This is a genomic window from Bacteroides sp. AF20-13LB (genome assembly GCF_003603065.1).
GTDB lineage: Bacteria > Bacteroidota > Bacteroidia > Bacteroidales > Bacteroidaceae > Bacteroides > Bacteroides uniformis.
In genome coordinates this window covers 456817-481994 of the sequence record NZ_QTMH01000001.1, presented here as the reverse complement: position 1 = coordinate 481994, position 25178 = coordinate 456817, and the positions used below count along the sequence as shown (strand labels likewise).

Sequence of the window (25178 nt, the reverse complement as noted above, 5' to 3'; positions counted from 1 at the left end):
ACTCTTTTTTGTTTTTTGGATGGTTGTTTTGTCAGAAACTTGCACGAAGTGAAACACCGAAACTGCGGGTAGCTGTGGTAGAACTTCCCACGGTAGCCTGGTTGGCCCAGGATGTTCCGACGGACGACTCCGCATCGTAGTTTTTCAGTGCTTTGTAGAAGTAGAAGAGATTACGTCCGAAGACCGACACACTCAGCCGGCCCAGTCCCAGTTTGGAGATCATCTTTTCGGGAAATTGGTAGCCGATGGTCAATTCACGCAGTTTGACATAAGAATTGTCGAATACCGAATGGCGGTATGTCAGCTGTTCGGCCTCCGTTCCCCAATTATAGGTGGTGTTGTAGTAATAGCCTGCCGGAATGATACGTGTGTTTCTTTCGCCAGTGGAGGCCACTACACCCGGAAGAATGATGCCGTCGTGGTAGATTATCTCTCCGTTGGGGCCGACACCCGTGGAAGGGTCTACTTGTACCGGAATTCCGCTGGAATTGTTGTCGCCCGGATAGTAATAGGATAGTCCGCCGTGTTCCGTATCACGGTACTTCAGGGATTCGGGTGTCAGACCCACTGCGGTGGCATATTGGTTCATTTCGTTGATAACATCTCCTCCGATGCGGAAGTCGATACTGAAATCGAGGAATACATTCTTGTAGGAGAAAGAGTTGAATAGACCTCCTACGCCTGCCGGATTGATGTTGCCGACTTTCTGCAATTCGGTTTGGTTGAGGTAAAGACCTTTATCGGAAACGAGGTACTCACCGTTTTCGTTCACCTGGGGAACCTGCGCATAGATGTCACCCATTGGCTGGCCTTCCACAGCTTGTATTTTTATTCCACTACCTCCGGAGTTGAGTATTTCCAGATAGGGCACTCCATCGGCCAGTTTCACTACTTTGTTCTTATATACACCATAGTTGGCTGTCAGGTCCCAGCGGAAATCTCTGGTCAGTATGGGAGTGGCACTGATTGATATATCCCAGCCGTGGTTGGCTACCTCGCCCACATTCATCAACACATTCTTTACGCCTGATGTGGAAGGTTGCGGCGTGGAGAGTATCTGGTCCTTTACACGGTTGTTGTAGTAAGATACATCTATACCCAACCGGTTGTTTAAGAACTTGCTTTCCAGACCTATCTCGTATTCGTACTTCTTTTCCGGACGGATATCTGCATTCCCCCATGAAGAGGGAATGGTGTTCCAGGTGAATCCGTTGTCCGAACCTTGCTCGTAGACGATATTGGCGGTATAGGTTTCAGGAGCATTTCCTACGATACCGTATGAGAGGCGCAGTTTTCCATAGTTCCACCATGACGGCATGTGGAAGGCTTGGGTGAAGAGGAAACTCAGATTGGCGGAAGGATAGAAAAAACTTTGGTCTTTTAGGGTAGACGAGCGTTCCTGGCGTCCGGTCAGTTCAAGGAATAGATAGTTGTCCCATCCCAGGCTCAGTGTACCCATATAGCCGGTTTTCAGTAGTTCCATACGTTGCAGGGTACTGCTTGGCGTGTAGCGGCTGGCATTGAGGTCGAACCAGTTTTCCGTGACAAGCCCGCCATTGGTGGAGACCCTGATATTGTTCATATTTTCGTAGCGTCCGGTCCAGCCTACGGTGGCGGCAATGTCGAAGCGGTTGATATTATAGTTGAAGTTCAACATAACATCTCCATAGACAATGTCGTAACGGCGGTTGATGGACTGGAAGCTACCGTTGGGGTCGTATAGGGAATTGGGTTGTTCGCTTTCATATTTCAGTGTTTGCTTCACATCTGTGATATCAGTTGAAACCTGGGCGCGCAGACTCAGCCAGTTGGTTATCTGCCAGGTGGGGCGAATCATACCGATGAGCCGGTTCTCTGTCTCGTCGCTATGGTGATGGTACATATTCCACAGCATGTTGTTCACTCCGGTGGCGTAACTGGGGTCGTAGGCCCATGATTCCTCAGGAGTCAGCGTGGCGTTTCCTCCGACAAAGGTATTACGGTATCCCAGACTGGTGACGTAACTTTGTTTCAGATAGGGAATGTCCAGGAAGGTGGAGAACATGTTGCCGAAACCGCTGTATAGGTTGAGCGAGGTTTGCGGGCGGTCTTCTACATTCTGTACGATGTAGTTAAGGGAGTATTCCAGTTTCAGCGGTTTCGCCAGTTGATACGAACCGGTCAGCTTGAAGTTGTGTTTGGTGAAGCTTCCGGTCAGGGCATTGGGAATCTCGTCCATGAATGTGTAGGAGAAGCGGTTGCTGGTGGTTTCCGTCCCTTGTGAGATGGCGAGATTGTAAGTCTGGGTCCAGCCGGTGCGAAACAACTCTTTCCACGGGTTGTCGGTCAGTGCCTGGTAGGGGCGCATCTTCCCGTCCCAGTAAAGTACCTCGCTGCCGTCGTATTTCGGGCCGAAGGACAAGGTGGTGGAACGGAGGCTTTTGTAGCTTTGTCCGTTTAGGGTTCTCTGATAGAAGCCTCCCGTCTGTTTCTCATAATCGCTGTATGCGGTGTTGTAGGTTCCCGGCCCGTATACGGTCTGTACTTTTGGTAGATAAGCCGGTAAGTTTGCCATGACTTGGGCATTGAAGTCCACCGTCAGCTTGCCGCTTTTGGCGCGCTTGCTAGTGATGACTACCGCACCGTTTGCAGCCTCCGAGCCGTAGAGAGCTGTGGCGGAAGCTCCTTTCAGAATACTGAGGCTCTCGATGTCCTCTGGGTTGATGTCTACCAGACCATTGGAACGGATTTGTCCGTCGTTGCCAAATTCGGCGAAGTCCGTGCTTTTACCCGTGCCGCCGTTGCGGATGGGTACACCGTCCAGAATGATGAGTGGCTGGTTATTTCCAGTGATGGAAGTCAGTCCGCGTACGTTGATGGAGACAGCTCCGGCAGAACCGCCTTGTGTCTGTGTGATGCGGACTCCCGGTGCTTTACCGTACATGGCAGAGGCAAAGTTGGGTGCTCCTGCCTTTACCAATTCGTCTGCACTGATGGTACTGATGGCATAGCCGACACGTTTCGTGTCTTTTTTGATACCCATTGCCGTTACTACGACTTCTTTCAGTTGCTGGGTATCTTCGCTGAGTGTAATCTTCAGGTCGCCTTGCTTTTTTCGTTTTGCCAGGTTTATCTCCCGAGTAGCATAGCCCATGTAAGCGATAGAGAGTGTTGCATCTGCAGGAACGGTCAGTGTGAAGTTGCCGTCCACATCGGTAATGACGCCGTTGTTGGTGCCTTTCTGTATGACGCTGGCACCGATAAGCGGTTCTCCCGTTACATCTCTTACAATGCCTGTAATGGTTCGGTTCTCTTGTGCAAAGGCTGTTCCGGTGAAAAGAAATGTTAATAACCAACTTGCAATAATCAAACTTTTTTGGAAGTGCGACGCTGAATGTGGAATGTCACACCGTTTTCTCATCCTGATTTTCATACTACTGAAAAATAATTGATTTATCTTATTATAAATGTTACGTCCTTTCGGCAGATATTTTAGCAAGAGGTATGCCAAACGAAAGGCAGACTATCCTTTTAAGGATGAATAATGTTGATAATCAATTGCTTATTTTCTATCGGGAAAAAGGGAAGTTCGGGTGTTTGTGGTGTGGAGATGTGGAAAAAATCCACAGTAGGTATTCCACAATTTCCCTCTCTTCCCTTGAAGTCTTGTTGTCGACCCTTATTGGTAGCCTTGTTCATCGGAGGTATGCTCTATCACTACAATAAAATCTGGTGCAGTTGCAGTGGTTGCATTTTTTTTCAGGGTGGGAGTGTTTTTGACCTTTATCCGGGAAGGATTACTCGAACGAAAGAGCTATCAGCCTGCGGTTTGTGAGATTGATATTAAGCCAGTATAAATCAGAGAATTACTTTCAAAATGTGACTACTATGGTTACTGTGGCAAATATAGTTATTCTTGATGGAAGAACTGCATGTTTGGCGTAATAAGTATCTATGTTTGGGAGAGAAAGGATAGGGAGGTACTCTTACTTTTAGGAAATTAATATCATGTTTGCACCTTATTTGTTTCGTGCAAACATGATATTAATAAATCTTAGTGGTTTATTTTACTTCCCACGTATCATTCGTCATCAATAACTCCTCGAAGTTGTGATACTTCTTCTTGGCAGACACCTCTTCGATTTGTTCATGAACAGCATCGTCGTAAGTAGGAGCTTCCACATCGCGGATAACACCGAGTGCAATCGGGAAGTCGGGACCTTCCATCAGGGCAAGCTTCAGTTGCAGGGTGTTGTCCATGCAGTGGGCATCGTGGATGAGGATATCCTTCTCTGTAATGCCGTTCTCACCGAGTTTCACGACTTTTAGACCAAAGCCTTCCTGCATCAGTCCGTATTCGTTGTTCTCGCCGAAGAGCATTGGTTCGCCGTGTTTCAAGTAGATAGCATTCTTGGCGCGGTCTTCCTTTTTGGCTACGGAGTCATGCGTACCGTTATTGAAGATAACGCAGTTTTGCAGAATCTCGCAAACGGAAGCCCCTTTGTGAGCCATGGCTGCCTTCAATATTTCCACTGTCCCCGGAGCATCGGTAGCTACCGCGCGGGCAAAGAAACGGCCGCGGGCACCGAAGCAAAGCTCTGCCGGGTGGAATGGATCTTCTACCGTACCATAGGGAGACGACTTGCTGACGAAACCACGTGGAGAGGTCGGAGAATATTGACCTTTGGTCAGACCGTAGATGCGGTTGTTCAGCAGAATCATGTTCAGGTCGATGTTACGGCGTACGGCGTGGATGAAGTGATTACCGCCGATGGCCAGACCGTCACCGTCGCCGGAGATTTGCCATACCGTCAGGTTGGGATTGGCAACCTTGGCACCTGTAGAGATGGCAGCAGCACGTCCGTGGATGGTCTGCATCGCATACGTATTCATGTAATAGGGCAGACGGCTGGAGCAGCCGATACCTGAGATGACGGCATTCTCCCAAGGAGCTTTGCCGATTTCTGCCATTGCTTTGTGCAGTGAAGCCAGAAAGAAGTGGTCACCACAACCCGGACACCAACGGGGTTGTCCTTTTTTATAGTCTTTTGCTGTATATTCGCACATAATCTTTTTTAATTGATAGTTGATAATTGATAGTTGATAATTGGTGGCTGGTCATTGATAATCCGCATATTACGCATGGTTATTATCAATTGTCAACTGTCAATTATCAATTAATTTATTGAACGCTGCGACCAGCTCGGCAACGACGAACGGTTGTCCTTTGACTTCGTTGAACTGGTACGGGGTGAAGTTGTCTATCTTCATACGTAGATAACCTGCAAATTGTCCGAGATTCTGTTCGGCAACTACCACCTTCTTGTACTTCTTCAGAACGGTTTCCGTGTTCTTGGGGAGCGGATTCAGATAAGTGAAGTGGGCGAGGGCAACCTTCTTGCCTGCCTTGTTCATCTCTTCCATGGCCGAATACAAGTGGCCGTATGTACCGCCGAAACCGACAATCAGCAAATCGGCATCGTCTGCACAGCCTTGCACTTCTACATCAGGTACGGGGATTTTGGCAACCTTCTCGGCACGCAGGTGGCACATCAAGTCATGGTTTTCGGGATCGGTGGAGATGGCACCGGTATTGCTGTCTTTCTCCAGACCGCCGAGGATGTGCATATAGCCTTCTTGTCCGGGGATGGCCCAATAGCGGACACCTGTTTCGGGATTGCGTTTGTACGGAGTATAGTTGTCCTTCATTTCGGAAGTCACGTAGGGAGGGGTGATGGCGGGATAGTCTGCCAGTTTGGGCAGCTTCCAGGCGCCGGAGCCATTGGCAACAAAGCCGTCGGTCAGCAATACGACCGGGGTCATGTGCTCCAGTGCAATTTTGCTTGCCATGTAGGCTGCGTCGAAACAGCTTGTGGGTGAAGAGGCGGCGATGACGGGCATTGGGCTTTCACCGTTGCGGCCGAACAATGCCTGCAACAAGTCTGTCTGCTCTGACTTGGTGGGCAGACCGGTAGAAGGACCGCCACGTTGCACGTCGAGCACAACCAGCGGAAGTTCTGTAATGACTGCCAGGTTCATAGCTTCCGATTTCAGGCAGACACCGGGACCGGAAGTGGAGGTCACAGCCAGCGCACCTGCAAAAGCGGCGCCGATAGAAGTGGCGCAACCGGAAATCTCGTCTTCGCATTGCACGGTCATCACGCCCAGAGACTTGTGCTTGGAGAGTTCGTGCAGTACATCGGTTGCCGGAGTAATGGGATAGGAGCCGAGGAACAGCTTCAAGCCAGCCTTTTCAGCTGCGGCGATGAAACCGTAAGCAGTTGCTTTGTTCCCCGTGATATCCATGTATCTGCCGGGAACGGTAGTCTTACTTTCAATCTTATATGTATGGGCTACGGAAGCATGGGTGTTGTGTCCGTAGTCATATCCTGCATGGATGACCTTGATATTTGCCCCGGCAATTTCGGGCTTTTTGGCGAATTTCTCGCGGATGAAATCTTCGGCTATTTTCAGATCGCGGTTGAACAGCCAGCATACCAGGCCTACTGCAAACATATTGCGGCATTTCAGCATGGACTTGTTGTCCATTCCGGTGTCGGCAAGGCAGTCTTTCACCATCTTCGAGATGGGGGCGGCGATGACATCCTGCTTAATACCCATTTCCTCTATCGGATTATCGGTCTTGAAAGCGGCCTTTTCCAAGTCTGACTTCTGGAAAGCATCTGTATCGATGATGATACAAGCAGTGGATTTAGCAAACTTATATTGGGTTTTCAGTGCGGCGGCGTTCATCGCTACCAATACGTCGCATTTGTCACCTGGGGTATAGACTTTCTCTGCACCGATATGTACCTGAAAACCGGAAACACCGGTGAGTGAGCCTTGCGGGGCGCGGATATCTGCCGGATAGTCGGGGAATGTACTGATATCATTGCCCACGGTAGCCGAAACTGTTGAAAAGATGTTGCCGGCGAGCTGCATACCATCGCCGGAGTCTCCGGAGAAGCGGACTACCACTTGCTCCAGTTCTTTGACCATCATGTCGTTTGCCATAACTTACGAATTACTATAGATTAATTTTTGGGGGTTACTGTATTCTATCACTGACCGACAAATTTCGTAAAGTTAATCGGATTAACAAAACTTTTTTCGGAAAATCGACAGAATACATTATCTTTGCATCCGCAATCTACTGCAATATGCAGAATCTATGCAAAAGGTCTTGTAGTTCAACGGATAGAATAGAAGTTTCCTAAACTTTAGATCCGGGTTCGATTCCCGGCGAGACTACAAAAAAGGAGGAAATCCATTTCGGATTTCCTCCTTTTTTAGTTTATAGTTTTTTGTCCAAATTCTTATTTGGCTACTTCTACAGCTGGTTCGGTACCTTTTTTGTTCTTCATCAGCAAATATGCGATAGGAGATGCAACGAACAGAGAAGACAGTGTGCCGAATACAACACCCAGAATCATGGCGAATGCGAAGCTGCGGATGGAATCACCACCGAGGATGAAGATACACAGTAACACAATCAAAGTACTCAGTGAAGTATTGATGGTACGTGCCAGAGTTGTGTTCAATGAGTCATTGAACAACTGGAATCTGTCACGCTTCGGATAGAGGCCGAAGAATTCGCGTACACGGTCGAAGATTACCACCTTGTCATTGATAGAGTAACCGATAGCTGTCAGGATGGCACCGATAAAGGTCTGGTCGATTTCCAGAGAGAACGGCATCCAGCCCCAACAGATGGAGTAGGCACCCAGGATGATGATGGTATCACAAGCCAATGCGGCTACTGAACCGATACTGTATGCAATATTGCGGAAACGGATCAGGATATAGATACCGATGGCAATCAATGCAAGTACAACGGACCAGATGGCTGAAACTTTGATGTCGTCTGCGATACTCGGACCTACCTTCTGGGAACTGATGATACTTCCACCCGTATGGTTTTCGCGGTCGATGAAAGTTTCCAAAGTGATGTTCTGAGTCAGCAACGGCTTCAATGTTTCGTATAAGTATGCTTCGATTTCAGAGTCGATGTTGTTACCTTCTTCTTCGATACGATAGTTAGTACTGATACGTACGGTCTTGCCGTCCGTGCCAATGGCGATAACGCTGACATTGGCATCGCCGAACTTGCTGGAGATAAGCTCGCGAACTTGTTCCGGTTCTACCTTATTCTCAAACTGTACTTTGAAGTTACGTCCACCAGTGAAATCGATACTCTGGCTCAATCCACGGGTAGCGAGGAAAGCGATACATATCACTATGATAGCTCCCGTAGTGGTCAGCCACAATTTGTTCTTGCCCATGAAGTCGAAGTGTGCATTCGCCATCAAGTTCTTTGAAATCTTGGAAGAGAATGTCAGATTCAGCAGTTTGTCCTTGCTCATGAAATGGTCATAGAACAGACGCGTCATGAATACGGCAGTAAAGAACGAAATCAAGATACCGATAATCAATGTAGTGGCAAAACCACGGATAGGACCTGTACCAAAGTTGAACAAGATAATACCGGTGATGATAGACGTCAAGTTGGAGTCAAAGATAGCAGAGAAGGCGTTGGAGTAACCGTCAGCCAATGCTTTCTTTACACCCTTGCCTGCACGGAGTTCTTCTTTGGTACGTTCGTAAATCAATACGTTGGCATCTACAGCCATACCCAGTGCCAACACCATACCGGCAATACCGGACATCGTCAATGCTGCTTGGAAAGAGGAAAGGATCCCCAATGTGAAGAACAAGTTCAGCACCAAAGCACCATTGGCAACCATACCCGGAATGAATCCGTACATAGAGCACATGTAAACCATCAGCAGAATCAATGCTACGATGAATGACATGATACCGGCATTGATGGAAGCTTGTCCCAGTGAAGGACCTACGATATCTTCTTGTACGATGTGCGCAGGAGCTGGCATCTTACCTGATCTTAACACGTTTGCCAAGTCTTTTGCTTGTTCCGGAGTAAAGTGACCGGTAATCTGTGAGTTACCGCCAGTGATTTCATTGTTTACGTTCGGTGCGGAATAAACATAACCATCCAACACGATAGCGATGCTCTTGCCGATATTCTGTTTGGTGAGCTGAGCCCAGCGACGTGCACCGTCAGTGTTCATAGACATACTTACGGCAGGTTTACCGTAATGGTCGTATTCGTCTTTGGCGCTAACCACTACATCACCTTCCAGAGGCGCCTTGCCGTTACGTTCTGTGGAACGGATGGCATAAAGTTCGAAAGTCTGAGCTTTCGGATCATATTCATAAGGAGATACTCCCCATTTCAGACGCAAGTCTTTCGGCATTTCGGCCTGAACTTCCGGCATGGAAAGGTATCTGTTGATTTCAGCTGTATCCTTGTAGTTGGCATAGGCTACAACAGGACCTTGTCCGCTGGGGTTGACTTGCAAGATTGCGAACAGCGGGTGTTCTTTCTTTATTTGTGCAAGGTCAGCGGTTTGTGTCTTGTTTTCACCCTTTAAAGCAGCGGCAAGACTGTCGGCTGTGCTGGTAGCTTGGGCTACGGCAGGAGCTTCGGTAGCTGCGCTGTCTGCCTCTTCTGCCGGAGTTTCGCTTGCAACGATGGCACGCAACTTGGTGTCGGCAGCTTGCAGATAGGGAGTAACGTCTTTTGCTGTGTATGTTTCCCAGAATTCCAGATTGGCAGAACCTTGTAATAATTTTCTTACACGTTCAGGCTCTTTGATACCCGGAAGTTCTACCATGATACGGCCCATTTTGTCTTCCAGACTCTGGATATTGGGCTGAACTACACCGAAACGGTCGATACGGGTACGAAGTACATTGTAGGAGTTGTCAACAGCTGCCTTTACTTCTTCGCGCAATACTTTCTCAACTTCCGCGTCGGTAGATTTCTGAGTTACCTTGTCTTTTAATTGTTGGGTTGCGAACAGCTGTGACAGCGGAGCACCCGGAGCAAGCTTGTGATACTCTCTGACGAATAGGGTGATCACGTCATCCTGGCTTGTGGTAGCTTGCTTGGCGGCAGTGGCCAATGCTTGGTTGAATGCTTCGTCAGTCTTGTTGTCAGCCAATACTTTGATGACATCGGGTACGGAAACTTCAAGGATGACGTTCATACCACCCTTCAAGTCCAAACCTAAACTGATTTCCATCTCACGACATTGTTTCAGCGTCCAATTGCCGAAATACACTTTCTCATTAGCCAGAGAATCGAGGTAGTCCTGCTCTACTTTCACATCGCCTTTTGCAAACTCTTTGGCCTTACTTGTGTAATGGCGAGTTACAAAAGAGAAGGAGAGATAGAACACACACACCAGTGTGAGCAATATCGCAAAAACCCTTACAAATCCTTTGTTTTGCATGTTACTTTTAGTTTATTATGATTACTTTTTAATTAAATTCTGTTGCATACAAGGCTGCAAATATAGCTTTTTTTTCACAAATCTTACTTCATACCGCGATTTTTTAACATCGGGTCTAATTGAGGCTCAGTTCCTCTGAAGTTTTTATAGAGAGTCATCGGGTCTTCGCTGTCTCCTTTTTCCAGAACATTCTGGCGGAAGAGGTCGGCTGTCTGCTTGTCGAAGATACCGTGTTCCTTGAAAGCTTCGAAGGCATCGTTGTCCAGAACATTGGCCCAGAGATAGCTGTAGTAGCCTGCAGCATAACCGCCGATGATGTGGTTGAAGTATGTGGTACGGTAGCGGGGAGCTATTTCCGGAATCAGCCCCAGTTGGTCCATCGCTTCTTTTTCGTATGCAACGACATCAAGACCTTCGGTATCAGTCAGGTTATGCAGGTTCATGTCGAGGATGGCGGCGGCCAGCAACTCGGTAGTCATGAAACCCTGGTTGAACGTTTTCTGGTTCAGTATCTTTTCAATCAGGCTGTCGGGAATGACCTCGCCGGTCTTGTAATGCTTGGCATACATTTTCAACACTTCGGGTTCGGTAGCCCAATGCTCGTTGATTTGAGAGGGGAGTTCCACGAAGTCGCGTACGACATTGGTGCCTGAAGTACCTTTATACTGGCATTGGGTCAATAATCCGTGCAGGGCATGGCCGAATTCATGGAACAAAGTTTCCACTTCGTCGATAGTCAGCAGGGAAGGAGTGTCGCCTACGGGCTTGGTGAAGCTGCATACGTTGCATACCAATGGACGTATGCTGCCTTGTTGTTCGCGGTAATTGCTCATCCAAGCACCACCGCTTTTGCCGGGACGGGGGAAGTAATCTACATAGAAGATTCCTACTTGTGAGCCGTCTGCGGCTTTCACTTCAAACACTTCTACATCGGGATGATAGACGGGGATACCTTCGAGCTTTGTCAGCGTGATGCCATAGAGCTTATTGGCAACGGCAAAGGCGCCTTCACGTACGTTTTCCAGTTTGAAGTAGGGCTTAATCTCTTCTTCTTCGAGGTTATATTTCTCCTTACGGAGTTTTTCGGTGTAGTACCACCAATCCCATGCTTCCAGTTTCTCTCCTTTGCCTTCCTTGTCCATCAGCTTTTGCAGTTCGGCTGCTTCGGCTTTTGCTTTGGGGAGTGCATAACTCCACAAGTTGTTGAGGAAGTCCATCACGGCGGTGGAATTCTTTGCCATTGTATTGTCCAATACAAAGTTGGAGTAACAGTCGAAACCCAGCAGTTGCGCCTTTTCAAGTCTCAGGCGTACGATGTCGGCAATGATTTTCTTGTTGTCGTTCTTGTCATTGTTATTGCCGCGGTTGATGTAGGCCTTGTACATCTGTTCGCGTAGCGGCCGGTTGGCGGAGTATTGGAGGAAAGGCAGGCGGCTTGCATTATGGAGGGTAAACAGCCATTTGCCTTCCTGTCCGGTGGCACGGGCTTCAGCCATGGCGCTTTCGCGGAACCATTGGGGAAGTCCGGCGAGGTCCTCCTCTTTTCCTACATAAAGCTTGAAGTCGTTGTTTTCGTTCAGGATGTTGTTGCTGAACGTGATTCCGAGTGTGGAAAGCTGCTTGTTGATTTCACGCAGACGGGCTTGTTTGTCGGCCGGAAGATTGGCGCCGGAACGGATAAATTTCTTATGGGTTTTTTCCAGCAGCCTTTGTTGTTCGCGGGTCAGGCCGAGAGCATCTTTCTGGCTGTAGACAGCATCCACTTTCTTGAAAAGCTCCTGGTTGAGGGAGATGTTGTCTTCGTGTTCGGCCAATGTCGGAGCCAGTTTCATGGAAAGGGCTGTCAGTTCATCGGTAGTTTCGGCCTCCGTCAGGTTGAAAAATACACCGCCTACACGGTCCAGGGTGGGAGAGCTGTTGTCGAGGGCAACAATGACATTTTCGAAAGTAGGGGCTTCCGTATTGTCAATGATGGCTTGGATATTGGCGTTCTGCTCTTCTATACCTTTCTGGAATGCGGGTTCATAGTGCTCCAACTTGATTTTATCGAATGGAGGCACGCCATTGGGTGTTTGAAACTCAGTAAGGAACGGATTGCTTTCCGTCTGGGTGGCACAGGAGTACATCATACAACTTGCTGCTAAAATTAGAATACATTTTTTGAACATTGTTTTCTAAGTATTAAATGTTTAAGTATTAATTTTCAATATCTCTTAGTGATATAGCACCATATCGGATAGTGGTCTGACTCTTTGATGGAGCGGTCTACTGTACAATTGTAGGCTCTCAGGTTCTTGCTTGTCAGTATGTTGTCTATCCGGAAATAGAATCTGTTCTGGTTGTAGGAGATGCCCAGCCCCCGTCCTGATTGGGTGAATGCGTCGTCCAAATCCTGGGCGATGGTGCGGTGGGTATAGGAGATGGGGGTATCGTTGAAATCGCCGCATACAATAATGTAAGGATGCGGTGAAGCGGTTATTTCATGTGCAATAGTGTCAGCCTGCGGGGCACGGATGGCCGATGCTTCTGCCAGCTTGCGTATGAGCAGGCGTGCGCCGCTTTTCACTTTTTCCTTTTCGGGAGATTTCAGCATGTCTTCGTACACGACTTTATCGGCTTTGGTCAGCTTGTTGGACTCCAGATGATTGTTGATGAGGGTAACCGTGTCTTCCCCAATCTTGATTTCATAGAGTACCGAACCGTTGTATTCGCTGGGATAATCCAATATGCGTGACGAGAGAATCGGAAATTTAGAGTAACATGCTATCTTGTTGGTATGTCCCTTTCCGCTACCCACTGTGTTGATGCGGTGGTATGGATATGCCTTGAGTTCCCGCTCTACGTCTTTTTGCGAAAGATGCTTTGAGGATTGTACTGTGGAATATTCCTGCAGACAGAGGATATCGGCGCCACTTTCCTTCAAATAGGTCAATATCGGGTTTTTGCCATCTTGTTTGGCGGCACCGTCAAATCCCATAATGTTGTAGGAGAGCAGTTTGATACTTGTTTCCGGTAAGTGGTCTGTATGGAAGTTGATGGGCAGATAGGTGCGTATCTGCGAATAGCAGAGCAACATCCCTATTAGGGGCAGCAAAGCCGACCTATAGCGCTGGATGACCAGCCAAAAAATGAGGAAGCCGGCATTTATCATCAGGAACACGGGAAATGTCAGCCCCAGGCACGATTGCACCGGATGTGTGACCGGCTGGATGTGCGGACTATAGGCGGTGAACAGTAATAGGCCCGTAAATAAGGCATTGACCGCTAAAATCAGGAGAGCGACAAAATTACCGAGATGCTTCATTATAATAGTTGAAAATTGAAAGGTGAAAACTGAAAATAAGAGTGGCGGTTATATTCTCATTTTTCATTTTCCGTTTTCCATTTTCCATTGGTTTAACGTTTACTCGCGTCGAACAAGCTTTTCTTTTCCTCTGTAGTAAGGCTTTCGTATCCCGATTTCTTTAATTTGTCGAGAATGCGGTCTATCTCGTCGGATTGGGCTTTTTTCCGTGCGTTGTAATCATAATCTTTTTGTTTGCCAGTACCGTAGTGTACTTTCATTTTCGGCTTTCTGGGTTTGAAGTTGACGATGGAAACTAAGGTATCCAGACATTTGTTTATCCATGAGGTCAGGTCACTACCTTTGCTGAGGCTGGCGGCAAACCATACCCCTGCCAGCGCACCTCCTAAATGTGCGATGTGTCCACCGGCATTGCTGGAGGTGATGAACAGTAAATCGGTGCCTATAACGATGAGTGCCAGGTATTTCAGCCGGATGGTTCCGAACAGCAGTAGCCGTATCGGATAGTTGGGCTCGCGATAGGAGGTGGCGGCTACAATGGCAAGTACAGAGGCAGAAGCACCCAGCATGAAAGAATAGTCTGTCATGGGACGGAAATACGGGAAAATGTTATAGGCGGCCATATAGAGCAGACCGCCGCAAATTCCTCCCAGAATGTATACACCCCGGAGATGCTTTGCAGAGAAGAAACTCAGGAACAGTGCACCGAACCAGTAAAGCCACAGCATATTGAAAAGAATGTGCATGAATCCTGCATGCATGAACATATATGTCAGTAGTGACCATGGTTGCAGGATGAAGCGTATGACTGATGCCGGCAGTTCCAACCATTCGAATACGCCTGCTATGCTCCGGTTGAACAACTGGAACATGACTTCGGTTAGCGTAGTAAGTATGAATACCGCTACATTGATGTAAATCAGTTGGATATAAATGTTCCCCCTACGGAAGGTTTCTTTCAAATCAGTTATAATAGTAGCCATTTCCTCTGTTCTTTTTTCTCCAGTACATAATTAGGATAAAGCCGAATACCATACCACCCAGATGTGCGAAGTGAGCCACATTGTCTCCTGCACTGTTTGCAAATCCGGCATAAAGTTCAATCAAGGCATATCCGATAACAAAATATTTGGCCTTGATGGGAACCGGTAACGGGAAGATGAACATTTGCTGGTTGGGGAACAACATGCCGAATGCCAGCAGAATGGCGTATACTGCTCCCGAAGCTCCCACGGTAGTCATCATATTGAGATATTCCTCCATCGGGATGATGGCCATGCCAGTATTTACGCTGTCATAGGCGGAAAGTACTGTCTCATAATGAATATACTGTACCACCTCCTGGATAATTCCGGCTCCTATACCGCACACCAGATAGTAGAACAGAAATCGTTTTGGCCCCCATACCTGCTCTAAAATACGTCCGAACATCCATACAGCAAACATGTTGAAAAATATGTGCGCGAATCCGGCGTGCATGAACATATATGTTATCAATTGTGCTGCATTGAAATCTTCGGCAAGGAAAAAATGCAATCCCAGATATTGGGCGAGGTCGATGCCGTAGCTTTGGGCGACGATGGTACCCAGAAACATCAGCACATTAATGATTAAAAGGTTCTTGGTTACAGTAGGTATAGTATTCATAATCTGTTGTTTCAATTCATTTTACAGTTCAAAAACAGTTGCCTGTTTTTGCTTTCTCCGGCAAAAATACGAATAAATTCTGTTCTATAACAGAAAAAGCAGATTCTATTCCTTCTTTTTCGTTGTTTTCCAATATTTTTTTAATGTTTTTATTTGATATTCAGAAATATTGCTCTATTTTTGTGGAGGTTTGTGATGAAAAGTAAAAATATCTTTTGTGTAACATATTAATTAATTTTAAGCATTATGAATAAGGCGGAACTTATTAGCGCTATGGCAGCGGAGTCTGGTTTGTCAAAGACTGATTCAAAGAAAGCATTGGATGCATTTATCGCATCAGTCACTAAGGCAATGAAGGCCGGTGATAAAGTATCATTGGTTGGTTTTGGAACTTTCAGTGTGGTGGAAAGAGGAGCGCGTATGGGTATCAACCCCTCTACTAAAAAGCCTATCGAGATTGCTGCAAAGAAAGTTGTTAAATTCAAACCAGGTACGGAATTGACAGCTGAATAAGAACAGTATACTCAACATACAAAGAGGGGACGTTTTACAAGGAGCGTCCCCTCTTTGTATGTTGAATATCTTGTGAGGCCATAAAAACAAGCCTGCTTGTTTTGTACTGATTTCGGTTTACGCTATCTTTGCACGCAGGAAAATACATTTGAATCATGAATATAGAACAGAAACTGGTATCGTCCGTCATCGGCGGACTGAAAGCGCTTTACGGACAGGATGTTCCTGCCGCACAAGTGCAGTTGCAGAAAACCAAGAAAGAATTTGAGGGACACCTCACGCTGGTTGTATTCCCTTTTCTCCGTATGTCCAAGAAAGGACCGGAGCAGACGGCCCAGGAAATCGGTGAATACTTGCAGGCAAACGAGCCTTCGGTTGCAGCATTTAATGTCATCAAGGGCTTCCTGAACCTGACCATTGCCTCCTCTGCGTGGATAGAATTGTTGAATGGCATTCATGCGGACAAGCAGTACGGTATCGTGGCTGTTACTGACAACTCTCCATTGGTGATGATTGAGTATTCTTCTCCCAACACCAACAAACCGCTTCATTTGGGCCATGTACGCAATAATCTTTTAGGAAATGCGCTGGCTAATATAGTGGCTGCCAACGGTAATAAGGTAGTAAAGACAAATATTGTCAATGACCGTGGAATTCATATCTGCAAGTCCATGTTGGCATGGCAGAAGTACGGAAATGGTGAAACTCCCGAATCATCCGGCAAGAAGGGAGATCACTTGATTGGCGATTACTATGTTTCCTTCGACAAGCATTATAAAGCGGAAGTGAAAGAACTGATGGCCAAGTTCCAAAGCGAAGGCATGAATGAGGAAGAAGCCAAAGCCAAGGCGGAAGCTGAATCTCCTTTGATGAAGGAGGCTCGTGAAATGCTGGTAAAGTGGGAGGCCAATGACCCGGAAGTACGTGCGCTCTGGAAGAAGATGAACGACTGGGTGTATGCAGGTTTTGACGAGACTTACCGTATGATGGGTGTAACTTTTGATAAGATATATTACGAATCAAACACGTACCTCGAAGGTAAGGAGAAGGTAATGGAGGGCCTGGAGAAAGGCTTCTTCTACCGGAAAGAAGATGGCTCTGTATGGGCAGACCTCACGGGTGAGGGGTTGGACCACAAGCTACTGTTGCGTGCGGACGGTACATCCGTCTACATGACGCAGGATATAGGTACTGCCAAACTCCGCTTTGCAGATTATCCCATCGACAAGATGATTTATGTGGTAGGCAACGAACAGAATTACCATTTCCAGGTATTGTCCATCCTGCTCGACAAACTGGGCTTCGAATGGGGTAAAGGGTTGGTGCACTTCTCTTACGGTATGGTGGAACTTCCCGAGGGCAAGATGAAGAGCCGCGAAGGTACAGTAGTTGATGCTGACGACTTGATGGCGGAGATGATTGATACAGCCAAGGAAACCAGCAATGAACTGGGTAAGCTGGATGGTCTGACAAAGGAAGAGGCAGACAATATCGCCCGTATCGTTGGTCTGGGTGCCTTAAAGTACTTCATCCTGAAAGTGGATGCCCGCAAGAACATGACATTCAATCCAAAAGAGTCCATCGACTTTAATGGTAATACGGGGCCGTTCATCCAATATACTTATGCACGTATCCAGTCTGTTCTCCGCAAGGCAAAAGAGGCCGGTATCGAAATCCCTGCCCAGTTGCCTGCCGGCATTGAACTGAGTGAGAAGGAAGAGGGACTGATACAGATGGTTGCCGACTTTGCCGCTATTGTGAAGCAGGCAGGTGAGGACTACAGTCCGTCCATCATTGCAAACTATACGTATGACCTTGTGAAGGAATATAATCAGTTCTACCATGACTTCAGCATTTTGCGTGAGGAGAACGAAGCAGTGAAGGTATTCCGCCTTGCATTGTCCGAGAATGTAGCCAAGGTGGTACGCTTAGGTATGGGATTGCTGGGAATTGAGGTGCCGGATAGGATGTAAACATTGTACTATAAAAGAATAAGCCCGAGGATACTTCTTCGGGCTTATTTTTTTATAGTGCAATATTTATTCTTGTGGTAGAAATAATAGAAGTTTAAATTATCGTCTCCTTTCTCCCATTTTATACGTGTAGACTAAGTCCTATTTTGTCTTGCTTGTTTTGGCAGTTGCCTTGGCGGTTGTTTTAGTCGTTTTCGTTGCTTTCACCGCCTTTGCAGTCCGCTTAGACTTGCCCGTATCCTTGTCGCTTTGCAGTTTCACAATTTCCAGACAAGCCTGAAGGTTCAGGTCTTGAGGGATGATGTCTTTAGGAATCTTGTAGTTGCTGCCTTTATAAGCGATGTAAGGGCCATAGCGTCCATTCAGGATTTCCAGTTCCGGTTCTTCCTCAAACTTCTTGATATGTTTCTGGGCTTCTGCTTCTTGTTTCTTTTGCAAAAGTTCAATAGCTTCTTCCAGCGTAACAGTCATCGGGTCCATTGTCTTGGGTAATGAGGCATACAAGCCGTTGTTCTGGATATAAGGTCCGAAACGTCCCGCACCTACGACTACATTCTTGCCTTCGTACTCTCCGAGAGTACGGGGAAGTTTGAACAGCTCCAGCGCTTCTTCCAGCGTAATGGTCTCGATGGACATTTCTTTTTTTACCTGGGCGAAACGGGGCTTTTCCTCATCTTCGGCAGTACCTATCTGTGCTACTGGGCCGAAACGTCCGATTTTTACAGACACTTGTTTTCCGCTGACGGGGTCTGTTCCTAGAATCCGTTCGCCTGCCTTGTGGGCGGTTTTCGCGGCAAGCGTGTTCTCCACCGAAGGATGGAATTTCTTATAGAATGTTTTCAGAATGGCGGTCCATTGCTTGTCACCTTCGGCTATTTCGTCGAATTGCTTTTCGACGCTCGCTGTGAAGTTGTAGTCAAGGATGTCCGGGAAGTACTCTATCAGGAAGTCATTGACCACAATACCGGTGTCTGTCGGCATCAGTTTTGACTTTTCGGCTCCGGTGATTTCTGTATGGTTGTTGTCCGTTATTTCATTACCCTGCAGGTTAAGCACATTGTAGGTGCGTTCTTCACCTGCTTTTTCTCCTTTTATCACGTATTCGCGTTGCTGGATGGTGGAAATGGTAGGAGCATAGGTAGACGGACGTCCGATACCCAGTTCCTCCAATTTGCGCACAAGGCTTGCTTCCGTGTAGCGGGGAGGGTGTTGGGTGAAACGTTCGGTAGCAGTGATACCTTCATGTTCGAGCTTCTGTCCTTTTTTCAGAGGGGGCAGTAGGCGTGCCTCATCTTCCTGGGTTTCTACGTCATCATCGTATGATTCGCGGTAGACACGGAGGAAACCGTCGAATTTCACCACTTCGCCGGTTGCAGTGAAAGTCTCCGTCTCGTTGCTGATAGCAATGGTTACGGTTGTCTTTTCCACTTCGGCATCTGCCATCTGCGAGGCGATGGTACGTTTCCAGATGAGGTCGTACAGCTTTCTTTCCTGCGGGGTACCTTCTATCTTGGCATTCTCCATATAGGTGGGGCGGATAGCTTCGTGGGCTTCTTGCGCTCCTTTGGTCTTGGTGGCGAAGTGGCGGTTGTGTACGTAACGTTCGCCCATCAGGTTGGAGATGGTTTCACGGCTGGCGTTGACGGCAAGTTCGGAAAGGTTGACGGAGTCGGTACGCATGTAGGTTATCAATCCGGATTCGTACAGACGTTGCGCCACCATCATGGTCTGTGCCACGGTGAATCCCAGTTTGCGGGCAGCCTCCTGCTGCAAGGTAGAGGTGGTGAACGGGGCGGCGGGAGTTTTCTTCAGCGGACGGGTAGTGATGTCGCTGATGGTAAACGTAGCTGCTTTACAGCTCTCCAGCAATTTCCGGGCTTCTGCCTTTGTCTTGAGCCGGTGCGCCAGTTCGGCTTTCATTTCCACTGTTTTGCCGTCAGTGTCCGGAACGAGGAATACGGCGGTAACACGGTAGGATGCTTCGGTTTGGAATGCATGTATCTCGCGTTCGCGCTCTACAATGAGACGGACGGCTACGGACTGTACACGGCCTGCAGAAAGGGCAGGTTTCACTTTCTTCCACAATACCGGTGAAAGTTCAAAACCTACGATACGGTCCAGGATACGTCGGGCTTGCTGGGCATCGACCAGGTTGATGTCAATGTCACGGGGATTTTCTATCGCTTTCAGGATGGCACCTTTGGTGATTTCATGGAAGACGATACGTCTGGTGTGTTCCGGTTTCAGTTTCAGCACTTCGTACAAGTGCCATGCGATGGCTTCCCCTTCGCGGTCCTCATCGGAAGCCAGCCATACGGTTTCTGCCTGCTCGGCTTCTTCTTTCAACTGGGTTACGAGTTTCTTTTTATCCGCCGGTATCTCGTAATGCGGTTTGAAGTCTTTGTCTACGTCAATACTGAATTCTTTTTTCTTCAAATCACGTATATGGCCGTAGCTGGAAAGGACTTTGAAATCTTTTCCAAGGAATTTCTCGATGGTTTTTGCTTTCGCCGGAGACTCGACTATGACAAGGTTTTTCTGCATAAATTTCTGTTTTTTAGTGACTCCCGCCACTGAATTCGCCCGCAAAAGTAGGAAAAAAAGATTCTTCCCACCTTATAATATAAGGAGAATTTAGCAAAAATGACCTTTTTTGTTCAAATTAGAGCTTCGGCTTGTGCTACCTCTATTAAAAGAGGAAGCTTACTCCACCTAAGAAACTGAGACCTTCTGAAGGGTATCCCCAGTAGTACTGGTAATCTTTGTTCAGCAAGTTGTTCACGCGCGCATACACGGAGATTCCTTTGAAGAGTTCGTAGCTGCCGTTTAGATAGAGATTGCTGACGGGGTCTGCCTTGTTGCCCTCCACGCCTTGGCGTGAGATGTGCTGATAGCCGATGCCGACAAGCAGTGGGGAGATGGGGCGTACCTTGAGATTGAGATTGCCTTCTACGGCCGGTTTGAAACTTACTACGACATCAGAACCGTCTGAGTCCGTTGTCCAATGGCGATAGACGGCATTGGCGGCGAGATAGAAAACATCCTTGTAGTTGTAGCTCAGGTCGGCTCCGGCATAGAGGTTCTTGGTGTCTTCTGTGAGGAAAACATTGCTTATCCCGTCGGACTTGACAGTCGGAGTGTCAATCAGGTCGTTTTTCAAATCTTGATACCCGCCGTATAGGTTGAACCACAATCCGCTGACCGGACTTGCCTTGAAGCCGATGGCTGCGTTGAGCTGTTCGTAGGTATTGTCAAGCTGCTGGTTTGTAATGCCATAAGGCGTAATGGTTTCCAGACGGCGGAAATCGTTCTGTAGCCGTCCTCCCTTACCTTGTGCGTAGAGGATGTAGCTGTCCGAGAAGATGTATTGTATTTCTACGTCGGGAGCGGCGCGGAACTTCTTGCCGAAGCCGAAAGCCAGGTCGACGTGTGCGCCGAGACGTATTTTCCAGTCGTCATTCTGAAAGAGATAGTATGGATTGAAGTCTACGTCGGTGTGATTCTCGAAACGTCCGTCGCTGTAGAATGTATTGTCCATGGCAAAAGCCATGCCGATGGTCTGCTCATCGGAGATGGAACCGGTGACATCGGCTTTGGTACGCACGATATTTTCTTTGATATTGCTCACCATGAGGTCGTGTTGGCGCTGGTAGACCAACAAATTGGTTTCGGCACGGAATTGGAGAGGCATATCGTCGCTCGTGGAACTTACCCCGAAATGTACATCACCCGAAACGAATTTCTGCTTGTTGCTGACGAAGTCGGGCAGGAAGTTGAAATTGCTTTGGTTGAACTTTCCGGCAATATTCAAATCGACTTTGCTGAAGGCATGTACATAATCCATGGCAGCATGGGTACGGTAGTAGAATGAATTCCACTTCCCGCCATTATCCGGCAAGTCCAGTTTGCCATCCATGCCATCCATTGTGAATGTCAGGTTGAGGCGGTCTTTGGGGGATAAAGAGAAGAGGTAGTTGGCGCGTACATCGAGGTTACCGTAGTTACCGTATCCCAAGCGTACATATCCGGGCAGCGCTTTCGCCTGCGTCTCTTTTCCGGTATAGGCTTGCATGATACCTGCGGGGATTTGGGTTGCCGGCATCAGGGTGGCGTCATATTCCACCGCCTTTTTGCTGACGGTAGGAGGTTCCACCCTGGGAAGCACGTTCACTTTGGAGGCATCCATGATGTCCGGATTATATTCTTGTTCCACGACTACCGTACGGTTCATGGTGGTGTCTTGGGGTTGTGTCTGGGCTTGTGCTCCCAAAGAGAGGGAGACAAGCATAGTTCCTGCGAGGATATATTGTATCTTTTTCATAATGTGCTATATTTCTTACTTCAATTTCTCCAGTCTTTCGTTAATCATGCTTGCTATATCGTCGTCGGCCTGGTAGTTCTGCTGCAGGCTCAATAGGTATTGGCGTGCATCGAGCTTCTTGTCCATGGCTACATATACATCAGACAGAAGGATGAAACTGCGTGCCAGCCAGTAGGCATACGGTGTGCTTTGGTCGATGAAATTAAGGATTTCCTTTTCTGCAGAGGCATAATTACCGGCATTGTACCATTGTAATGCCACCAGATATTTGGCTTCGGCTCCATAAAGGGTACGGGTGTCTTTGGCCAGCAGCTGAAGGTCATCCATTGCCTTCTTGTCGGCTTTCTGGTTGAGGTATGCCTTGGCACGGTAGTACAACGCCTCGTTCCGGAGCTCCGGAGACAGCTTGGCTTCGGCAAGCAAGGCTGTGGCGGCGTTGATGACTTCCGCATCATCATGCATCAGTGCTCCACAGCGCAGTACACCGATAGCGCCAAGCTGGCGGCGCTCTGCCGTGGTGGCTTTGGCCTGCAATTTCTTGTAGTCGGCCAATGCCAGGTCATATTGCTGGCGGTTGAACAGAATTTCTCCATGCATCAGCAAAGCCTCTTCAGAATATGGGTTATCGGGGTATTCCAGCAGTTTTCCGGCATGTTCCAATACCGCCTCTTCATCTTTCTGCTCTTTGCCTATGACGCAGAGGTAGTAGTGTGCATTCAGGCTGAAAGCGCCTCCCGGATAACTTTGCAGATAACGGGTGAAGCTCTCTTTGGCAGGTGTGGCTTCGCCTTTCATATATACTTTTTCGGCAGCGATGTAAGTCAGCGAGTCTTGCTCACTGGGTTCGAAGCGGATTTCTCCCGGCATCTGGGCGGCAAGGGCGGCAAACTCGTCCACGCGGTTGGCATCTACGTAGATGGACTTCAAGTCGCGCATGGCAAGGCGGGCTTCCTCGCTTCCGGGATATTGGGTGACCACATGCTTGTAGGCTTCTATGGCACGGTCATAGTCATCGTTCTGGTAGTAAAGCAGACCGATTTCGGCGGCGGCTTTACGGCTGACGGGGCTTTCGGGGTATTTGGCAAGCAGCTCGCGGAAGGTGGCGATAGCCTGGCGGCTGTTGTTGCTCTGTACGTAGGAGCGTCCCTTCTCGTAGAGGGCATTGATGGCGTAGGGCGAGTTGGGATATTTGGCTGCAAGTCGGTCCAGCATGCTCACCTTTTCCGTATAGTTTTTCTGCATGCCATATACCAGTGCTAATTGATAGACGGCATAGTCTCCGGCGGGAGTGTTCAGGTTCTCGGCTTTGGCGTAGTATTGCTTGGCTTCCTCGAAACGGCGGACGTGCAGGTTACAGTCACCGATGCGGTTGTAGGCATCTGCCAATGCGGTCGGGTTTTCGCCTTTCTCCAGTTGGACAAAGTTGCGGAAACGGTTCTCTGCCGTCGAATAGTCTTTCTGGTGGAAAGCGATGTAGCCCAGGTTATAGTAGGCAAGGGCAAACATTTCCGTATCCCTCTGCCGGGTGAGTGACAGATATTCGTTGAAATTGCGGGCAGCTTCTCTCATCCGGTTCAGGCGGTAATAAGACTCGCCGAGCCAGTAGAGGGCGTCTGCCTTGGTCTGGAGGTTGTATTGCCCCAACGTGACGCTTTGGTTGAAGTAACCGATGGCTTGTTCGAACTGCGTGTTGGCAAAAGACTGGGTCCCGAGTTGGAACAGAATCTTTTGTTTGGCTTCCAGAATGGCTTTGCTGGGATGGGAGATACGGTCGATGGACTTGAGTGCGGCATCATAGCTGCGTGTATTCATGTATACTTCCACCAGGTAGTTGCTGACCTTTTCGGCATAAGGAGAGTTCGGGAACTCGTTCAGGAATTTCTCGAAGACGGTCACCGATTCGCCGAAAGCGGAATAGGAGGTCTCGTGAATGCATAAGGCGTAGTTATAGGCGGCTTGTTCCTTGACTTTCATATCGGCGTTGGAGGCGGCAGCCTGCTCGAAGGCCATACGCGCTTTGGTCTTGTCTGCCAGTTGCAGATAAGCCAGTCCCATGTGCAGGTATGCGTTCTGCGAAAGGGCATCGTTTTCGGCAGTCACTCTGCCGAGGACGGAGGGGACTTGCGAATACACGCCGCATTGATAATAGGACATTCCCAGCATGTAAAGGGCATCCCTTCTATGAGCGGCAGATTCGGCATTGTGTTCTATATATTGTCCGAAGGACTTTACGGCTTCGTGATACTTCCCGAAATGGTATTCGGCTGTACCGAGGATACGGTTCAGCTCCGCCGTGTGGGTGTAGCTCAGACCGTCGGGATGGGCTGACAGTGCATTCTGCGCCACGATTTCCGCCTTGTCGTACTGCTTCTTCAACAGATAGATTTCGGCGATGTAATAGGGAACCAAGTCCTTGTATTTGGCATTGTCCTGCAAAGGCAGGAAACCGCTGAGCGCTTCGTCATACCGTCCTTGGGTATATCGGATATAAGAGATGTAGTAAGCACAGTCCGCTGTATACTTGCGGCTGGTGCTACGTAGCGTCTCGAACCAGATGGCTGCTTCCTTTACGTTGCCCGTTTTCAGGTAGCAGGTGGCAAGGCGGTAGGTCATGTCGTCTCGCTCCTCGGAACCCAGCAGGTCGAGGCGGACGGAGTTGAACATGGCGAGGGCATCGTCATAATTGCCTTCGAAGAAGTAGGCGGAGGCAATCAGGGCGTAGATGCGGTTGGCATGGGGAGTATCGGGATATTCGTCCAGGAAGGCACGGAGCAGGTCTATGCTTTTGGGGTCTCTGAGCTCGTATGCGGCGCATACCAGCATGTATTCCGCTTCTTGCCGCTCGCCGGTATCGGGCAGAGGCTTGCCGTCTGCATTCATCTGGCGTACATAGGCTTGCAACGGGGAGATGGCGGCAGCATAGGCCTTTTGCTGGAACAGCGTTTGTCCTTCTTGGTAGAGTCGCTTGGGAGAAGTACTCTTCTCGCTTGTTTGTGCTGAGGCGAGTAAAGGTGCGCAACAGAGTGCTGTGCACAATATTCGGGAGATTTTATGTTTCATCTTCTTTTGTTAGAATAGGTATTTTACAAAAATACGGGTTTTAACCCGGAAATGTTACACTTGTT

13 protein-coding genes and 1 tRNA gene are annotated in these 25178 nt (G+C 48.2%); 3 read left to right on the top strand and 11 right to left on the bottom strand.

The features are described 5' to 3' along the window. Positions 1–31: 31 nt before the first annotated feature. The 3 genes from DWX62_RS01805 to DWX62_RS01795 form a co-directional block, all read right to left on the bottom strand. Positions 32–3400, bottom strand: coding sequence for a SusC/RagA family TonB-linked outer membrane protein (locus tag DWX62_RS01805; protein ID WP_085931530.1), 3369 nt, complete (start codon positions 3398–3400; stop codon positions 32–34). Between the two features lie 641 nt (positions 3401–4041). Then, complete coding sequence (locus DWX62_RS01800; protein ID WP_005834397.1) at positions 4042–5046, bottom strand: 2-oxoacid:ferredoxin oxidoreductase subunit beta; 1005 nt, start codon at positions 5044–5046, stop codon at positions 4042–4044. A 99-nt stretch (positions 5047–5145) separates the two neighbouring features. Further along, positions 5146–6993: a 2-oxoacid:acceptor oxidoreductase subunit alpha gene (locus DWX62_RS01795; protein ID WP_005830698.1), complete on the bottom strand. Its 1848-nt coding sequence runs from the start codon at positions 6991–6993 to the stop codon at positions 5146–5148. A gap of 165 nt (positions 6994–7158) precedes the next feature. Here DWX62_RS01795 and DWX62_RS01785 point away from each other — a divergent pair. Beyond that, a tRNA-Arg gene (locus DWX62_RS01785) sits at positions 7159–7230 on the top strand. A 65-nt stretch (positions 7231–7295) separates the two neighbouring features. On the opposite strand, the gene secDF is transcribed toward DWX62_RS01785, so the two are convergent. The 5 genes from secDF to DWX62_RS01760 form a co-directional block, all read right to left on the bottom strand. Continuing rightward, positions 7296–10295, bottom strand: coding sequence for a protein translocase subunit SecDF (gene secDF / locus DWX62_RS01780; protein WP_008662577.1), 3000 nt, complete (start codon positions 10293–10295; stop codon positions 7296–7298). Positions 10296–10378: 83 nt separating this feature from the next. Further along, on the bottom strand, positions 10379–12463 hold the full coding sequence (locus tag DWX62_RS01775; RefSeq protein WP_008662578.1) for a M3 family metallopeptidase: 2085 nt from the start codon (positions 12461–12463) through the stop codon (positions 10379–10381). A gap of 35 nt (positions 12464–12498) precedes the next feature. Continuing rightward, positions 12499–13599: an endonuclease/exonuclease/phosphatase family protein gene (locus DWX62_RS01770; RefSeq protein ID WP_008662580.1), complete on the bottom strand. Its 1101-nt coding sequence runs from the start codon at positions 13597–13599 to the stop codon at positions 12499–12501. 92 nt (positions 13600–13691) lie between these two features. Further along, on the bottom strand, positions 13692–14582 hold the full coding sequence (locus DWX62_RS01765; protein ID WP_009037631.1) for a rhomboid family intramembrane serine protease: 891 nt from the start codon (positions 14580–14582) through the stop codon (positions 13692–13694). Continuing rightward, positions 14563–15246 carry a rhomboid family intramembrane serine protease gene (locus DWX62_RS01760; RefSeq protein WP_005830648.1) on the bottom strand — a complete coding sequence of 228 codons (684 nt, stop codon included), beginning with the start codon at positions 15244–15246 and terminating at the stop codon, positions 14563–14565. Before DWX62_RS01760 ends, DWX62_RS01765 begins: the two co-directional genes overlap by 20 nt. Positions 15247–15492: 246 nt before the next feature. Here DWX62_RS01760 and DWX62_RS01755 point away from each other — a divergent pair, with 246 nt between their 5' ends. After that, positions 15493–15759, top strand: coding sequence for an HU family DNA-binding protein (locus tag DWX62_RS01755; protein WP_005830643.1), 267 nt, complete (start codon positions 15493–15495; stop codon positions 15757–15759). A gap of 155 nt (positions 15760–15914) precedes the next feature. Beyond that, a complete protein-coding gene (argS, locus tag DWX62_RS01750) occupies positions 15915–17732 on the top strand; it encodes an arginine--tRNA ligase (protein WP_005834435.1) in 1818 nt (605 codons plus the stop codon). 141 nt (positions 17733–17873) lie between these two features. On the opposite strand, the gene topA is transcribed toward argS, so the two are convergent. The 3 genes from topA to DWX62_RS01735 form a co-directional block, all read right to left on the bottom strand. Beyond that, the gene (gene topA, locus DWX62_RS01745) at positions 17874–20276 is read right to left on the bottom strand and encodes a type I DNA topoisomerase (RefSeq protein ID WP_005834437.1); all 2403 of its coding nucleotides are present in this window, start codon (positions 20274–20276) and stop codon (positions 17874–17876) included. Between the two features lie 145 nt (positions 20277–20421). Next, positions 20422–22053: a TonB-dependent receptor gene (locus tag DWX62_RS01740; RefSeq protein WP_009037632.1), complete on the bottom strand. Its 1632-nt coding sequence runs from the start codon at positions 22051–22053 to the stop codon at positions 20422–20424. A gap of 15 nt (positions 22054–22068) precedes the next feature. Beyond that, on the bottom strand, positions 22069–25113 hold the full coding sequence (locus tag DWX62_RS01735) for a tetratricopeptide repeat protein (protein WP_009037633.1): 3045 nt from the start codon (positions 25111–25113) through the stop codon (positions 22069–22071). Positions 25114–25178: the final 65 nt, after the last annotated feature.

Bases quoted from the DNA above. Each gene is read 5' to 3' on its own strand.
- DWX62_RS01795 (WP_005830698.1), bottom strand. From the start codon at position 6,993: ATGGCAAACGACATGATGGTCAAAGAACTGGAGCAAGTGGTAGTCCGC.
- DWX62_RS01760 (WP_005830648.1), bottom strand. From the start codon at position 15,246: ATGAATACTATACCTACTGTAACCAAGAACCTTTTAATCATTAATGTG.
- DWX62_RS01805 (WP_085931530.1), bottom strand. From the start codon at position 3,400: ATGAGAAAACGGTGTGACATTCCACATTCAGCGTCGCACTTCCAAAAA.
- DWX62_RS01775 (WP_008662578.1), bottom strand. From the start codon at position 12,463: ATGTTCAAAAAATGTATTCTAATTTTAGCAGCAAGTTGTATGATGTAC.
- DWX62_RS01755 (WP_005830643.1), top strand. From the start codon at position 15,493: ATGAATAAGGCGGAACTTATTAGCGCTATGGCAGCGGAGTCTGGTTTG.
- DWX62_RS01770 (WP_008662580.1), bottom strand. From the start codon at position 13,599: ATGAAGCATCTCGGTAATTTTGTCGCTCTCCTGATTTTAGCGGTCAAT.
- secDF (WP_008662577.1), bottom strand. From the start codon at position 10,295: ATGCAAAACAAAGGATTTGTAAGGGTTTTTGCGATATTGCTCACACTG.
- DWX62_RS01735 (WP_009037633.1), bottom strand. From the start codon at position 25,113: ATGAAACATAAAATCTCCCGAATATTGTGCACAGCACTCTGTTGCGCA.
- argS (WP_005834435.1), top strand. From the start codon at position 15,915: ATGAATATAGAACAGAAACTGGTATCGTCCGTCATCGGCGGACTGAAA.
- DWX62_RS01740 (WP_009037632.1), bottom strand. From the start codon at position 22,053: ATGAAAAAGATACAATATATCCTCGCAGGAACTATGCTTGTCTCCCTC.
- DWX62_RS01800 (WP_005834397.1), bottom strand. From the start codon at position 5,046: ATGTGCGAATATACAGCAAAAGACTATAAAAAAGGACAACCCCGTTGG.
- DWX62_RS01765 (WP_009037631.1), bottom strand. From the start codon at position 14,582: ATGGCTACTATTATAACTGATTTGAAAGAAACCTTCCGTAGGGGGAAC.
- topA (WP_005834437.1), bottom strand. From the start codon at position 20,276: ATGCAGAAAAACCTTGTCATAGTCGAGTCTCCGGCGAAAGCAAAAACC.